Origin of the sequence: Streptomyces sp. NPDC088157 (assembly GCF_044741545.1) — a bacterium.
In the GTDB taxonomy this organism is placed as follows: Bacteria; Actinomycetota; Actinomycetes; order Streptomycetales; family Streptomycetaceae; genus Streptomyces.
Genome location: NZ_JBIUSU010000001.1, coordinates 917790 through 931604, shown reverse-complemented (window position 1 = coordinate 931604; position 13815 = coordinate 917790). Strand labels below are relative to the sequence as shown.

General features: G+C 71.7%; 14 protein-coding genes, 1 tRNA gene and 1 pseudogene. 10 read left to right on the top strand and 6 right to left on the bottom strand.

The genetic code is table 11. From position 1 onward, the window contains the following. Nucleotides 1–378 precede the first annotated feature (378 nt). From ACIPFH_RS03925 to ACIPFH_RS03905, 5 genes and pseudogenes are all read left to right on the top strand, one after another. Nucleotides 379–1023, top strand: a complete 645-nt coding sequence (locus ACIPFH_RS03925) for an HNH endonuclease family protein (protein WP_401822779.1) — start codon at nt 379–381, stop codon at nt 1021–1023. 78 nt (nt 1024–1101) lie between these two features. Further along, entirely contained in the window at nt 1102–2751 is a 1650-nt protein-coding gene (locus ACIPFH_RS03920; protein ID WP_401822777.1) for an alkaline phosphatase D family protein, read from the top strand. A gap of 107 nt (nt 2752–2858) precedes the next feature. Then, a pseudogene (locus tag ACIPFH_RS03915) lies at nt 2859–3438 on the top strand (FAD-binding protein); the annotation flags it as partial. 106 nt (nt 3439–3544) lie between these two features. Then, on the top strand, nt 3545–4000 hold the full coding sequence (locus tag ACIPFH_RS03910; protein ID WP_401822774.1) for a DoxX family protein: 456 nt from the start codon (nt 3545–3547) through the stop codon (nt 3998–4000). Between the two features lie 242 nt (nt 4001–4242). Beyond that, entirely contained in the window at nt 4243–4857 is a 615-nt protein-coding gene (locus tag ACIPFH_RS03905) for a VTT domain-containing protein (protein WP_356247589.1), read from the top strand. A 210-nt stretch (nt 4858–5067) separates the two neighbouring features. On the opposite strand, the gene ACIPFH_RS03900 is transcribed toward ACIPFH_RS03905, so the two are convergent. Continuing rightward, nucleotides 5068–5298 carry a DUF2277 domain-containing protein gene (locus ACIPFH_RS03900; RefSeq protein ID WP_356247591.1) on the bottom strand — a complete coding sequence of 77 codons (231 nt, stop codon included), beginning with the start codon at nt 5296–5298 and terminating at the stop codon, nt 5068–5070. 202 nt (nt 5299–5500) lie between these two features. Further along, nucleotides 5501–6040 carry a GNAT family N-acetyltransferase gene (locus tag ACIPFH_RS03895; protein ID WP_401823741.1) on the bottom strand — a complete coding sequence of 180 codons (540 nt, stop codon included), beginning with the start codon at nt 6038–6040 and terminating at the stop codon, nt 5501–5503. A gap of 304 nt (nt 6041–6344) precedes the next feature. Here ACIPFH_RS03895 and ACIPFH_RS03890 point away from each other — a divergent pair, with 304 nt between their 5' ends. Continuing rightward, nucleotides 6345–6755: a thiol-disulfide oxidoreductase DCC family protein gene (locus ACIPFH_RS03890; protein ID WP_401822770.1), complete on the top strand. Its 411-nt coding sequence runs from the start codon at nt 6345–6347 to the stop codon at nt 6753–6755. 71 nt (nt 6756–6826) lie between these two features. Here ACIPFH_RS03890 and ACIPFH_RS03885 read toward each other — a convergent pair whose 3' ends face one another. After that, nucleotides 6827–7441 carry a dihydrofolate reductase family protein gene (locus tag ACIPFH_RS03885; RefSeq protein WP_401822767.1) on the bottom strand — a complete coding sequence of 205 codons (615 nt, stop codon included), beginning with the start codon at nt 7439–7441 and terminating at the stop codon, nt 6827–6829. A 162-nt stretch (nt 7442–7603) separates the two neighbouring features. Between ACIPFH_RS03885 and ACIPFH_RS03880 the strand changes: the two genes are divergently transcribed. After that, nucleotides 7604–7951: a hypothetical protein gene (locus ACIPFH_RS03880; RefSeq protein ID WP_401822764.1), complete on the top strand. Its 348-nt coding sequence runs from the start codon at nt 7604–7606 to the stop codon at nt 7949–7951. Between the two features lie 108 nt (nt 7952–8059). Here the strand turns inward: ACIPFH_RS03880 and ACIPFH_RS03875 are convergent. Then, nucleotides 8060–8134: transfer RNA gene (locus ACIPFH_RS03875), tRNA-Val, on the bottom strand. A 157-nt stretch (nt 8135–8291) separates the two neighbouring features. On the opposite strand from ACIPFH_RS03875, the gene ACIPFH_RS03870 reads away from it, so the two are divergent. From ACIPFH_RS03870 to ACIPFH_RS03860, 3 genes are all read left to right on the top strand, one after another. Then, nucleotides 8292–9065: a DUF4097 family beta strand repeat-containing protein gene (locus ACIPFH_RS03870; protein ID WP_401822762.1), complete on the top strand. Its 774-nt coding sequence runs from the start codon at nt 8292–8294 to the stop codon at nt 9063–9065. Between the two features lie 74 nt (nt 9066–9139). Next, nucleotides 9140–10597 carry a hypothetical protein gene (locus tag ACIPFH_RS03865; RefSeq protein WP_401822759.1) on the top strand — a complete coding sequence of 486 codons (1458 nt, stop codon included), beginning with the start codon at nt 9140–9142 and terminating at the stop codon, nt 10595–10597. A gap of 91 nt (nt 10598–10688) precedes the next feature. Further along, on the top strand, nt 10689–11243 hold the full coding sequence (locus ACIPFH_RS03860) for a DUF4383 domain-containing protein (RefSeq protein WP_401822756.1): 555 nt from the start codon (nt 10689–10691) through the stop codon (nt 11241–11243). A 13-nt stretch (nt 11244–11256) separates the two neighbouring features. On the opposite strand, the gene ACIPFH_RS03855 is transcribed toward ACIPFH_RS03860, so the two are convergent. Next, nucleotides 11257–12429, bottom strand: a complete 1173-nt coding sequence (locus ACIPFH_RS03855; RefSeq protein ID WP_401822754.1) for an amidase domain-containing protein — start codon at nt 12427–12429, stop codon at nt 11257–11259. Between the two features lie 100 nt (nt 12430–12529). Beyond that, nucleotides 12530–13810 carry a hypothetical protein gene (locus ACIPFH_RS03850; protein ID WP_401822753.1) on the bottom strand — a complete coding sequence of 427 codons (1281 nt, stop codon included), beginning with the start codon at nt 13808–13810 and terminating at the stop codon, nt 12530–12532. Between the last annotated feature and the right edge of the window lie 5 nt (nt 13811–13815).

Genomic DNA, 13815 nt, shown 5'->3' with positions numbered 1-13815 from the left:
GGTCGGGGCTGCCCCACCGAGAGTCCTGAAGCCTCAGGAAAGACGCTTCGGGAAAGAAGACACCTCGGCACGGCAGCACACATGTCATCCCTGCCGTGCGGCACGGATGTGCACTGCTTGCCGAAGGTCTCGCTGGCCGGCCCTGTGACGGGTCTGCCTCCGGGCGCCGGCTCAGGCGAGCTGAGCAGTATGTCGACGGTCCGGCGAAGAGCTACTCCCCTTCTGCGTTCCCCATTGTACGAGATCGTTCTGCCATAAACCTTGTCGTGTCATGTACCCGTCACTAACTTCTAACCGGGCGCACACCTCCCCGCAACGTGCGGCCGCGAGCATTCCCTCGCTCGCGCTCCAACACCCCGCTTCTCCCCTGGAGTTCGCATGTCGAAGTTCTACGCGCGTGGACGGCTGAGCATACTCGCCGCCCTCACCGGCCTCATAGCCTCGGTCGGGCTCCTCAACTCCCCGACCGCCTCCGCCGCCCTCCCCACCCCGGTCAGCGCGGCCACCGCCCGCACCTACCTCGCCTCGCTCACCGTGAAGACCGAGAACCGCACCGGCTACGACCGGGACCTCTTCCCCACCTGGATCACCATCAGCGGCACGTGCAACACACGTGAGTACATCCTCAAGCGGGACGGTACGAACATCGTCACCAACTCCGCCTGCACCGCCACCAGCGGCAGCTGGTACTCCCCGTACGACGGCGCCACCTGGACCGCCGCCTCCGACCTCGACATCGACCACCTGGTCCCGCTCGCCGAGGCCTGGGACTCCGGGGCCAGTGCCTGGACCACCGCCCAGCGTCAGGGCTTCGCCAACGACGTCACCCGCCCGCAGCTGATCGCCGTCACGGACAACGTGAACCAGTCCAAGAGCGACCAGGACCCGGCAGAGTGGATGCCGTCGCTCACCTCGTACCGCTGCACCTACGTCCGCGCCTGGGTGCAGGTGAAGTACTACTACGACCTGTCCGTCGACTCCGCCGAGAAGAGCGCGCTCACCAGCTACCTCTCGAGCTGCTGATCGACTCGCGCCCGCAGGGATCTCCCCACTCCCCTCCGTCGTTCCGTACCGTACGGGGCGACGGAGGAGGGTGATCGCGTGACCGAACTGCGGCTGGGGCCACTGCTGAGATACGCCGACGGCTCGACGGCGACCGTCTGGGTCGAGGCGAGCCGCCCGTGCACCGCCCGGGTGCGCTGCGCGGACGGCGCCGACGGCACCGCCCGCACCTTCCAGGTGGCGGGCCACCACTACGCCCTCGTCCCGGTGACGGGCCTGACGGCGGGCACGGCCACGGCGTACGAGGTGTTCCTCGACGGCACCCGCGTGTGGCCGCTGCCCGACTCCCGCTTCCCGCCCTCCGAGATCCGCACCCCCGCCGAGGTCGGCGCCGACGACGACGCCGGCGAAGTGGTCCGGGTGGCGTTCGGCTCCTGCCGCTGGGCGGCGCCACCGGCCGGCGGAAACGACCCGGTCGGCCCCGACGCCCTGGACAGCCTGGCCTCGCGCCTCGCCGCCGATCCGGCGGCCGAACGGCCGGACGTACTGCTCCTGCTGGGCGATCAGGTGTACGCCGACGAGGTGTCCGACGCGACCCGGAAACGGATCGCCACCCGCCGCGGCCTCGCCGACCCGCCGGGCGCCGGGGTCGCGGACTTCGAGGAGTACACCTGGCTCTACTACGAGTCCTGGCTCGACCCCGAGGTGCGCTGGCTGCTGTCCACCGTGCCCAGCTGCATGGTCTTCGACGACCATGACGTCATCGACGACTGGAACACCTCCGCCGCCTGGCTGGCCGACATGCGGGCCACACCCTGGTGGCGTGAGCGGCTGCTGAGCGGCCTGATGTCGTACTGGGTGCACCAGCATCTCGGGAATCTCTCCCCGGCCGAGCTGGCCGCCGACCCGCTCTACGCCGCCGTACGCGAGGCCCCCGACGGCACCGACGAACTGCGCGCCTTCGCCGCCCGCGCCGACGCGGACGCGGCGTCGGCGCGGTGGAGCTACCGGCGCGACTTCGGGCGGGTGCGGCTGCTGATGGTCGACAGCAGGGCGGCGCGGGTCCTCGACGAGGACGGGCGCTCGATGCTCGACCCCGGCGAGCGGGCCTGGCTGCGCGAACAGGTCCTGGACGGTCCCGGCTCCTACGACCACCTCCTGATCGGCACCTCGCTGCCCTGGCTGCTGCCGCATCTGGTGCACGACGCCGAGGCGTGGGACGCGGCCCTGTGCCGGGGCGAGCGCGGGGCGCGCTGGGCCCGCGTCGGGGAGAAGATACGGCGAGGGGCGGATCTGGAGCACTGGGCGGCCTTCCCGGAGTCCTTCTCCGCGCTGGCGGAGCTGATCGCCGAGACGGGGACGGGGGCGTCGGCACCGGCGAGCGTGCTCGTGCTCTCCGGGGACGTGCACCACGCGTACGTGGCCGAGCCGCGCTGGCACGAGGGCCCCGGCCCCGACGCGCGGGTGCTCCAGCTCACCTGCTCCCCCGTCCACAACTCCGTTCCCGTGTCGATCCGGGTGGGCTTCCGCTTCGGTTGGAGCGCCGTGGCCCGGGCACTCGGCCGCGGTCTCCGCCGGCACGGCCGCTGTCCCCGGCCGCCCGTCCACTGGCGGAAGAAGGGCGGACCGTGGTTCGGCAACCAGCTCATGTTCCTCACGCTGCGCGGGCGTTCGGCCCGGCTGCGGCTGGAGAAGGCGGGCGGCGACGGGGCGCTGACGAAGGTGGCGGAGTCCGACCTGACCTCCTGAGGAAGGGCCGGGACATGGCCGTGGGTGGCGAAGGAGGTGGAGACGGTCTCCTGCACGGCGCTGGTGCGGGCGTCGGCCCGGCCCACTCGCGCGAACAGCCCGGCCCGGACGGCTGGTACACCCCGCTCAACGGCTTCCTGTCCATCGGCCCGCCGCGCCGAGGAGCCGGCCGCTCCCGTGGCGGCGGGGGCCGTGGAGGTGCTCGGCCGCCGGCTCGAGGTGCGGGAGGAGGACGGGGCCTGGCGGGCGCACGCGCCGGGGGTGCCGGGCTCGGCCGTCCGTGTGACGACGCTCATCGAGGCGCGGCTCCCGGAACCGGACGTCCGCCGCACCACCGACGAACTGCCGGCCCGGCTGCGCAGGACCGGCCGGTGCCGCCTCCACACGGTGGACGGACACGTGACCGTGCGGACCGGACGTGACGCCGCGCCTCACGACCTGATGGGCAGTCAAGACCGGTCGCACGCACGGCGGTTCGCCTCCGAAGTGCCCACGGAAGACGTGCACCGGGTCACCGCTGCGGGCCCCCGGCCAGGAGTGGATTCGGTCACGCTTTCGGATGCGGACGCGGCCGCGAGAGCCGCTCCCCAAACGGCGATCAGGGAGGTCGAACCCCTTACGGAACCCCAAGCGGAACCCCCGGGGGAACCTCACCCGTGGCTAAAAGTTGAACTTGCAAGCATCGATCAGGTCCGCTTAACGTGTGTCGCTCATTCGGTACCGCCGCCCCCACCGACCGGTCCATCCCCCATCCGGGACCGGCCCGACCGAAACCGAAGGAGCACCCCCCACCATGTCCGCTCGCCTCAACGCCGCACAGCCGTACGCTGTCGGCCTCTTCCGCATCGTCGTGGGCCTTCTCTTCGCCTGCCACGGCGCGGCCTCCCTCTTCGGCGTCCTCGGCGGCGCCGCCGGCACCGACGGCGGCACGCTCGACGCCGGCGCCTGGCCGGGCTGGTACGCGGCCGTGATCCAGCTGGTCTGCGGCAGCCTGGTGCTGCTCGGCCTCGGCACCCGGGCCGCCGCGTTCCTGGCCTCGGGCTCCATGGCGTACGCCTACTTCGACGTGCACCAGCAGGGCGCCCTCTGGCCGATCCAGAACGGCGGCGAGGCCTCAGCGATGTTCTGCTGGGCCTTCCTGCTGCTGGTGTTCACCGGTTCCGGCGCCCTCGGCGTGGACCGTCTCTTCGCCGGCCGCACGGCCACCGAGCGGGAGCCCGCGGCGCGCAAGGCCACGGTCTCCGCCTGACCCACGGTCCGAACGGCACCGCGATCCGCGGTCACCCGGGCTCTCTCCGTGCCCGGGTGACGGCGGATCAGCACGTGGTGCCCGCCACGGGTGAACGTGTTGTACCGAACACATGAGCCCCCCGTGAATCTGCTGTCACACCCCGGGCGTACGCTGTATGGCTGTTCATTGGCCGCACCTGCCGCTCCCCCGCGACACAGCGGCACGGTCGGCCGTCACGGGGGAGACACGGGGAGTCAGCGGTGGTCGAAAGTGTGGGGGCTTTGCTCGGCAGCCCATGGATCTACGCGGTGGTGGGCCTGTCGGTCCTCCTCGACGTGTTCCTGCCGGTGCTGCCCAGCGGGGTGCTCGTGATCACCGCGGCCACGGCCGCGGCGGCGGGCTCGGGCGCGGCGACCGGCCAGGTCCCGCACGACGTACCGGACATCATGGTCCTGATCCTCTCCGCGACGACCGCCTCGGTGCTGGGCGACCTGGTGGCCTACCGGCTGGCGTGGCGCGGCGGTGAGCGCCTGGACCGGGCGATCTCCCGCTCCCGCCGGCTGACCACCGCGCAGGAACGTCTCGGCGACGCACTGGCCCGGGGCGGCGGCGCCCTGGTGGTGCTGGCCCGCTTCGCCCCCGCCGGCCGTTCCGTCGTCTCCCTCATCGCGGGCGCCGCCCATCGCCGCCCCCGTGAGTTCCTCCCCTGGTCCGCGCTGGCGGGCCTGTCCTGGGCGGGCTACAGCGCCGCCCTCGGCTACTTCGGCGCCCACTGGCTGGGTACGACCTGGCTGGCGACGGGGGTGTCGGTGCTCGCGCTGTTGGGCGCGGGGGCGGCCGCGGCGTACGTGATGCGACGGCAGCCGGCGGCGTAGGGCACGGCGGGCGGCGAAGGGCACGGCGGGCCTGGGCAGGGCCCGGCGGGCCTGGGCAGGGCCCGGCTCCTCTCCGACGGGCACGCCCGCGCCGCGGGTCCGGCAAGCCGATCCGCGCGCCGACGGGGCGCCGGGCCCTGCTCCGAGGGCCTGCCGGCACCGGACCCCCGCTCCGAGACCTGAGCGCCGGTCCGGGCCCTGTGCGCGCGCTCAGGCCGCCGTGCTCCGGCCGGCCCCGCGCACCTCCAGCCCGTCCAGCAACTCCGCCGTGGCCGCGGCGATGGCCTCGACCGCTCGCTCGAACACCTCCCGGTTGTGCTCGGCCGGCGCCCGGAAACCGGACACCTTACGGACGTACTGAAGGGCGGCGGCGCGCACCTCGTCCTCCGTCGCCTCCTCGGGCAGGGCGGGGGGACGCAGCGTCTTGATACTCCGGCACATGTCCTCCAGTCTGCCTCGGCACCCCGGCCCGGTGCCACGATCACCTCCGAGCCGGCCACCGCATCCGCGGGGCCGACCGTCCGTCCGCGCCCCGCAGGCCCTCCCCGCCCGCAGGTCCTCCGCACCCCGCCGACCGTCTCGCGCCGCCGGCCGTCTCGCCCCGCCGGACGAGACGGCCGCCCGGTGGGCGAGGACCGCGCCGCTACCCGCCGACGGCGTCGAGGCCGGTGCGCAGGTCGACGTACCAGTCGTTGGATCTGATCGGGTTCCCCTTCGGGTACTCGAAATCGGCCTGCCCGAGCAGTGTGAATCCGGCCTTGCGGCACACCCGGTTGGACGCGGCGTGCTCCACCTTCGGGAACGCGTGCAGAGCGGGGTGGCCGCCCTGGCCGGCCAGCTGCCGTACGACGCCGACGAGCGCCCGGGCCGCCGTCGCGGCGAGCCCTCTGCCCTGGAACTCGGGCAGGATCCCCCAGCCCGTCTCCCAGACCCGCTCACCCCGCCACTCGCGCTCCCAGTACCCGATCGAGCCGACGGTCTCGCCGGTGTCCGCGAGCGTGACCCGGTACATGCGCCCGGAGGACGGCTCGACATAGCGCCGATGCCGGTGGGCGAGCCTCTCCTCGCTCTCCGGGCCACCCAACTGATCCGTCATGGCGGGGCTGTTGGTCCGCTGCAGGAGCCAGAAGTCGCCCTCCGCCCAGGGCACCAGCCGCACCTGTTCCACGTCCCGTTCCTCCATGCGCGTCACCCCAAGGACTGTCCCGTCGTCCCCGGCGGGCGCACGACGACAGCCACGGCACCTCACCGCGTCGTCGGAACGCCCGAATACATCCAGTATGCGGACATGCCTCCGCCTCGCGACGCACCGCATGGTGAAGCCGCGCGCTGACCCACCAGGGCTTGCGGGACGACCCTTGGGCCGTGTCCGGCATCGGCGGTTCGCGGCAGCCGTGCGACGCTGCAGGGAGGAACAGTCAGCGCGGGGCCGGGGGCCCGGCCGTGCCTACGGCCCCCCACCGGGGGCGGGAAGTGGAGGGAAACCAGTGCCCAGCACCACTCCGCACAGTCCGGCCTCCGCACTCCCTGTTCTCGCCTACGACGGGGACTGCGGCTTCTGCCGGACGTCCGTCGACCGTATCCGCGACCTCGCCGCACCGGCCCTGGAAGCGGTTCCGTGGCAGTTCCTGCCCGGGGAGTCGATCGCGCCGCATCTCGAACGGCTGGACCGGGAAGTGCTGTTGCTGCGCGGCGGCACGGTCCTCGCGGGCGGGGCCGACGCGCTGGCCCGCTGGCTGGGCACCTCGCCGTCCGCCGCGTACCGCACCCTCGCCGCCGTCCTCCGGCTGCCCGGCGTGCGCACCCTGGCCCGCCCGGTCTACCGCTGGGTGTCGCGCAACCGCCACCGCCTGCCCGGCGCCACCCCCACGTGCGCGATCCCACCGCGCGCCGGGTGAGGACCCTCGCGGGTCACCACGGCACCCATGAGCGCCGTCGACTGCTCGATGGGGTTCCCGCGAAGGCGTCGTCAGAGGATGTCGTAGGTCAGGTGCGTCGCGGTCGACGTCGAGGTCACGCTCCGCTGCACGAGCGTGCGCGGTGCCGCGCCGGTGAACAGTGGCGTCCCGGCGCCCAGCACGACGGGTGCGAGGTGCAGCGTCAGCGCGTCGACCAGCCCGGCGGCGAGCGCCGAGCCGATGGTGGCGCCCCCGCCCATGAGGACGACGTCGAGGTCCTTGCCGCTGTCCGCCGACGCCGCCTCGGCCCGCTCGCGCGCGGCGGCGACGGCGTCGGCCAGGCCGGTGGTGACGAACGTCCAGTCGAGACCGCTGAGCCGCACCGACTTCGGCGGTGAGCTCGTCACGACGACGAACGCGGGCCTGCCGACCTCGGCGGCGCCGTAGCCGGTCCTGTCGTCCCATCCGTCGGGTCCGTCCACCACGTCGAAGAGCCGGCGGCCGAGGACGACGGCGCCCGAGCGGGCGGTCCCCTCACGCAGATGGCGGCGGTCGTCGGGGTCGTCGGAGAACGCCCACGTGTGCAGGGCCTCGCCGCCGGTGCCCAGACCGTTGCCCGGGCCGGGGTCGGGTCCGGTGACGAAGCCGTCGAGGGAGACCGAGATGTCAGCGATGATTCGAGTCATGTCAGGGCAGACCCGATCCGCCGCCCCGACTCATCGCTCGATCACGAACCGCTGCCGGACGCGCGGAGAGGGCGGATCCCTCCAGACGCAATCGAACGGACGTTCACACGAACACCCCCAAGGAGCTCGCCTCTCAAATTCGAACAGGCGTACCATTGCCGGGTGGCTACGACCTATGACTTTCCGAGCGACCTGCGCGCCGGTCAGGAGGAGCTGCATCAGGTCAGGGCCGAGTTGTCGGCCCTGCTGAAGCGGCTGCCCTGGTCGGTCGAGCCCCTGGACGGCTTCAGTGACAACACGGGCTGGCGCAAGACCGAGCGCCCCGCGTCCCCCGGCTGGACGGCCGACGAGCAGGCCGAGGTGGAGAAGCTCCGCCGACGGGAGCACGAGCTCGCGGTGTTCGTGACCTGCCACCGGTACTGGGCGGAGGTCGCGGCCCCGGACCGGGTGGAGGCACGCATGAGCCTGAAACACGCCCACGAGACCCCACCGGGGGTCGGCGGCGACTAGCACCCGTCCCAGCCCATCGGGACGCCCCGGCCCCGACCCCCATCGGGGCGTCCGCACCCGGACACGCGAGAGGGCCCCCGGATCTCTCCGGGGGCCCTCTCGCTCTCCTGGTGGGCGCGGACGGTTTCGAACCGCCGACATCCTGCTTGTAAGGCAGGCGCTCTACCCCTGAGCTACGCACCCAGGACGAGTCGACAGCCTACATTGCCCGGGGCCGTGCCCCGCAAACCCGTATCGGGGGTTAGCCCCACCCCGATACGGGAGCGGGCCGGATCGTCCGTTGGCCGATGGCTCCCTAGTGTCGTCAGGGCAACGCAAAGCAGCCCAGGGGGAGATCACCATGGCCCGTACGACTCGTTCCACCCGCGCGGTCCTCGTCACCGGGGTCGTCGTGGCCCTCGCCGCCGGCGCGACCGGCTGCGGCGCCTCCGCCGCCGACGACGAGGATCCCGATCACCGGTCCTTCGCCGTTCAGGGCCGCACGCTCACGATCGACTCCGACGACTCGGCGCTCGAGATCGTCGCGTCGGACACGGCGAAGGCGGGCACGGTCGACGTCACCCGCTGGTTCCAGGGGTCGGTCACCATCGGCAAGGAGCCGAAGGTGACCTGGTCGATGAAGGACGACCGGCTGACGCTGCGGATGCGCTGTTCCGGCGTGGTCGCCGACTGCGCCGCCAAGCACCGCGTCGAGGTGCCCCGGGGTCTCGCCGTGAAGGTCGAGAGCGACGACGGCAGCGTCCGGGCGCAGGGCTTCCGGGACGCGCTGAGCGTGCGCACCCAGGACGGCTCCGTGCACGTCACCGACTCCAGCGGACCGCTGGAGCTGCGCAGCGACGACGGTTCCGTCCGCGCCGAGGTCTCCTCGCGCACGGTGAACGCGCACACCGAGGACGGCTCGGTGCACCTCACCCTGAGCGCCGTACCGGACCGGGTGGAGTCGGTCAGCGACGACGGGTCCGTGACGATCGCGCTGCCCGAGGCGACCTACCGGGTGACCACCAGGACCGACGACGGCGGAGTGGACGTGTCCGTGCCGCGCGACGAGTCCAGCGCGCATGTCGTGAACGCCCGCAGCGCCGACGGCAAAGTCACCGTCAGGAACGCGAACTGACCGACCCGTGTGTTCGTCCTTAACCGGTGGGAGAATGACACCGGGCAGGGCGGATCACAGCACGGGAGAGGGATGTGACGGCGACACCAGCGCAGCCGTATTCGCCGTTGGTGCCGCGCGCACAGCGCCGCGCGCGCCGCCGTGCGTTCCCCCGACTTGGACCGCTCCGGCCGCTCCGTCCACTCCCGGCGCTCCGCGTGCTTCCGCCGTCGCGTGCGCTGCAGGACACCCTCACCCTCGTCGCCCTGCCCCTCGTGGCCGCCCTCGCGCTGCCCGCCGCGTTCGCCGGCGGTGGCACACGACGCTGGTTCGGCGGCCGGGCGGAGGGACAGCGGGCCGAGGCCCAGGCCGCGAAGGACGCGGCGGCGGCCGCGTTCTACGAACTGGACACCGCCCAGCGCGACCTGCGGATCTCGATCGAGACGATCACGGCCGTGGACGACTCGCCGGCGGCCCGGCGCGCGGTCTCCGACTTCGAGGCCGTCGGCCGGCGGATCGACGAGGCCAGCCACCAGTACATCGACGCCGTCGACGCCCACGACCTGGACCGGGACGACCTGGAGGCCTCGGCGGCCGCCCAGGCGCGCACCGAGCTGACCCGCGCCAAGGACGAGCTGGGCCGCGTCAAACAGGAGCTGGACCGGTTCGCCGACGGGCTGGGTCCGCTGCTCGGCAAGGCCGAGACCCAGCTGGCCCGCCTCGCGCCCGCCGTGGAGCGGGCCCGGCAGGCGCTGCTGGCCGCGTCGAACGCGCTGGACGCCGTACGGGAGAGCGGGCTGCGGGCGGACGACCTCGCGGCGCGGCTGGCGGCGCTCGCGCCCGAGCTGACGAAGCTGAACCAGGGCGCGGGACAGCACGGCGTGCCGCACACGCTCGAGCGGGCGGAGCGGGTGGCGCGGGAGGCGGAGGCGGTCCGGGCGGAGGCCGGGCGGCTGCCCGAGCGGGCCGCCGAGATCGACCACCGGCTCGTCTCGCTGCGTACCCGCGCACAGGCGCTGACGACCCGCTCGGGGCAGGTGGAGCCGATCCTGAGCGAGCTGCGGCGACGGTTCTCGGCGGCCTGCTGGCAGGACCTCCAGCACGTTCCCGACCAGGCCGGGGAGCATGTCCGGCAGGCCGAGGCGAAGCTCAGGGAGGCGCAGAACGCGCGGGACGCGCAGCGCTGGCCGGACGCCATCGCGCTGCTGTCGACGGCACGCGCGCTGCTGAACACCACGGACGAGGCGGTCTCGGCCGCCGGTGACCGGCTGACCAGGCTGAACGCAGTGCAGAAGGATCCGCAGGCGGAGATCGACCGGACCCGGTTCGCGATCCGGGACGCCCAGCGGCTGGCCATGGCGGGGCGCAACACCCCGGACCCCCGGCACGCGCGCCCGCTGGACGACTCGGTGGCCCGGCTGGAGCGGGCGATCGCCACGCTGGAGGGCCGGCACCCCGACTACTGGCACTTCCTGACCGAGACGGAGGCGGTCCGGCGGGCGGTGGCGGCCGTGGTGGCCGGGATCCGTGAGGAGCGCGGCACGGGGCACTGACACCGCCCCGACATTGCCGCCGAGGCCCGGCGGGCGGATATTGAAGGTACGTACGGCCTTCCAGCGGCGCATCCACCCCCAGGGAGCGGAGATGGCCACACACGCACTGCACGGCCGGTCCAGGCGGCGGATCAAGTTCAACGAGCATCTGCCGGTCGATCACCGTCTGAACCTGGTCTACCGGATCGGCGCCGGGCTGATGGGCCTGGGTCTGATCATCTTCGGGATCTTCGGCCTCATCGACAAGATCGGGTTCTTCGACACCGGCGGGGACGAGGTGTGGAGCCTCAACACCAACGGCGCGCTCAGCTGGCTGTCGGTCGCCGTCGGACTGCTGCTTCTGGTGGGCATGGTGATCGGCGGGAACTTCGCGTCCACGCTGAACATGACCCTCGGTGTCCTCTTCGTCCTCAGCGGCTTCGTGAACATGGCCCTGCTGGACACCGACTACAACTTCCTGGCCTTCGAGATCCAGAACTGCATGCTCAGCTTCGTGATCGGCATCCTGCTGCTCGTCTTCGGGATGTACGGCAGGGTCGGATCGGCCCTGCCGCACGACAACCCCTACTGGCGGGCCCGCCACCCCGAACTGGCGGAGGAGCGGGACCGTCAAGTGGAGCGGCGGCGGGAGGAGTTCCCGGCCTGAGTCACCGGACCGGTCAGGTGCGGTAGGCGTAGAAGTACGCGGTCGGGTACGACGAGACGAGGCTCGCCACCGACCGGCGCAGGGTGTTGTTCGAGTGGTACGTCACGTACGGCACGCCGTTGCTCTTGGCCGTGACGATCATCGTGTGGTCCTTGGACCCGTCCCGGTCGAAGTCCATCTGGAGGACGTCGCCGACCTCGAGCTGGTAGACGTTGGCGAGCGGGGTGGTCCGCTTGGAGTTCTGGGCGAACCAGGACCATTCGTTGACGCCGACGAACGAGTCCGACTGGATGTCGGCGTTGCCGAACCACTTGGTGTAGTCGTACACGTAGCCCGGGACGTGCTTCCAGCCGCCGGCCTTCAGGGACTGGCTGACGAAGTTGGTGCAGTCGCCGCCTGCCCCGTGGCCGTTGTAGTCCGGGTAGTCCTTGTTGTAGACGTTCCAGTACTTCTCGGCGTAGGTCGCCATCGCCTTGTAGTCGTAGGCGGTGCCGGTCTTCGGGACGGCGGCCGGGTTGCGGGTGGTCGCGGCGCGCGGCGCGTTCGGCATCGTGTCGTCCGCGGTGGTCACCTTCACGGACGGCGTCGGCTTGGAGAGCGTGTTCACCGCGAGGCCACCCTGGTCGGTGTCCTGGATCGTGGTGAGCTGCCAGTTGCCCTGCCGGTCGGCCTTGAACGTCAGCTCGTGCTTGGCCTGGAAACCGGTGGTCTTCGGCGCGTCACCGCGGGCCTGCGCGTAGGTCAGCGTCGTGGTCTCGGTGACGTCGGCCTTGGCGGTGCGGCCCGTCACGCGCGTGGCGTTGAGGGTGACGGTGGTGGTGGCCCTGCTGTACTTCTCGCCGGCCTTCGCCAGCTTGTCCTTGCGCTCGCCCAGGGAGGACAGGGTGGTGTCCTCGGTGCGGGCCGTGCCGGAGGACAGCTTGACGTCGCCGGAGAAGCCGTCGGTCAGCGGCTTCGTCCGGTCGCCCTGCTTGCCGGTGACCAGCGCGTCGGTGCGGTCGGTGAAGACCGCGTCCGCGAGCCGCTGGAAGGTGGCCTTGGTGCCTGAGTCCACCGTGGGGTCGTCGACGACCGCGGCTCCGGCGGACCAGTTGGGCAGCAGAGCCACTCCGGCGACGACCGAGGTGGCGGCTGCCCCGAGTATCGCGACTCGGCGGCGCGTCGCGCTCAATTTCCTTGACTTCACTGATGTTTCCCCTCTTGCCCCGGCGGAGGGATGCCGGGAGAGGCATCTTTGCATGTCATGTGCAGCTCGTGTGAAGAGGGTTACGGTTGAGGTTTGGTTACTACTTCACGACGGTCGCCCAGTCCGGATTCTGTGCCGGGTCCAGGGCGCGCAGCTGGTTCAGCGTCGCGGGCGTCTGCACGTCCATCCAGTCGGCCAGCTCCTTGAAGGACACGCACTTGACGTCCTTCTTGGTGCACACGTTCGCGATGACCTGGTCGACGGCCTTCATGTAGATGCCGCCGTTCCACTCCTCGAAGTGGTTGCCGATGAACAGGGGGGCCCGGCTGCCGTAGTACACGCGGTTGAAGCCGGCCATGTAGGCGTCGAGGGTCTCCTGCTGCCACTCGGAGTACTTGGCGGGGTCGCCGTCGGCCTGGCCGTCGGACTGGTTGGCCAGGAAGTTGAAGTCCATCGACAGGCCCTGGTACTTGCCGCCGTCGTACGGGAGCAGCTCGAGCGGGAAGTCCCACAGGCCGTTCTTCTTCGCCGGCCAGATCTGGAAGTCACCGGTGGAGCTGGCGTCGTAGCGCCAGCCGTAGCTCTTGGCGGCCTTCAGCAGGTTCGCCTGGCCCTCCAGGCAGGGCGCCCGGCCGCCGGTGACCTCCTTCTTGAAGTCGAAGGGCAGCGCCGGGATGTCCTTGTAGCCGGTGTTGGTCTTCCAGTTCTCCACGAACTTGTAGAACTGGTCTATCTCGCTCTTCCACTCGTCGACGCTCCAGAAGCCGCCGCCCTTGGCTCCGCAGAAGTGGCCGTTGAAGTGGGTGCCGATCTCGTTGCCCTCCTTCCACGCCTCTCCGAGCTGCTCCAGCGTGGTGCGGATGTGCTCGTCGGTGGGGAAGCTGATCGCCGCCGACCCCACGGGGTGCTGCGGCGGGGAGTACAGGTCCTTCTTGCTCTTGGGCAGCAGGTAGATGCCCGTGAGGAAGAAGGTCATGTTGGCGTTGTACTTCTCGCCCAGCTCCCGGTAGTGCTCGAAGAGCCTGTCGTCGCCCTGCAGCGCGCCGTCCCAGGAGAAGACCACGAACTGGGGCGGCTTCTCGCCGGGCTTGAGCGGGACCGGCTTCAACTGCCCCGTCTGCGGCCCGGTGTACGAGGTGGAGCCGTCCCCCAGCACGTGGGTCTTGCCGTCCCACTTCGGCTCCTTGGTGGCCGACGCCTTCTTGCTGTCCCCCGAGGAAGCGGTCGGCTGGGTGTTGGCGGTGCGGTTGAGCACCAGGTAGCCCGCCACCAGGGACGCGACGACGAGGAGCGCCGCGAGCGTCAGGAACCCCGGGTGCGTGGCGGCGGGGCGGCGCGTTGTTGCCGGGGCCTTGCGGCGGCGGCCCGACGGTGACTTCATGTGCG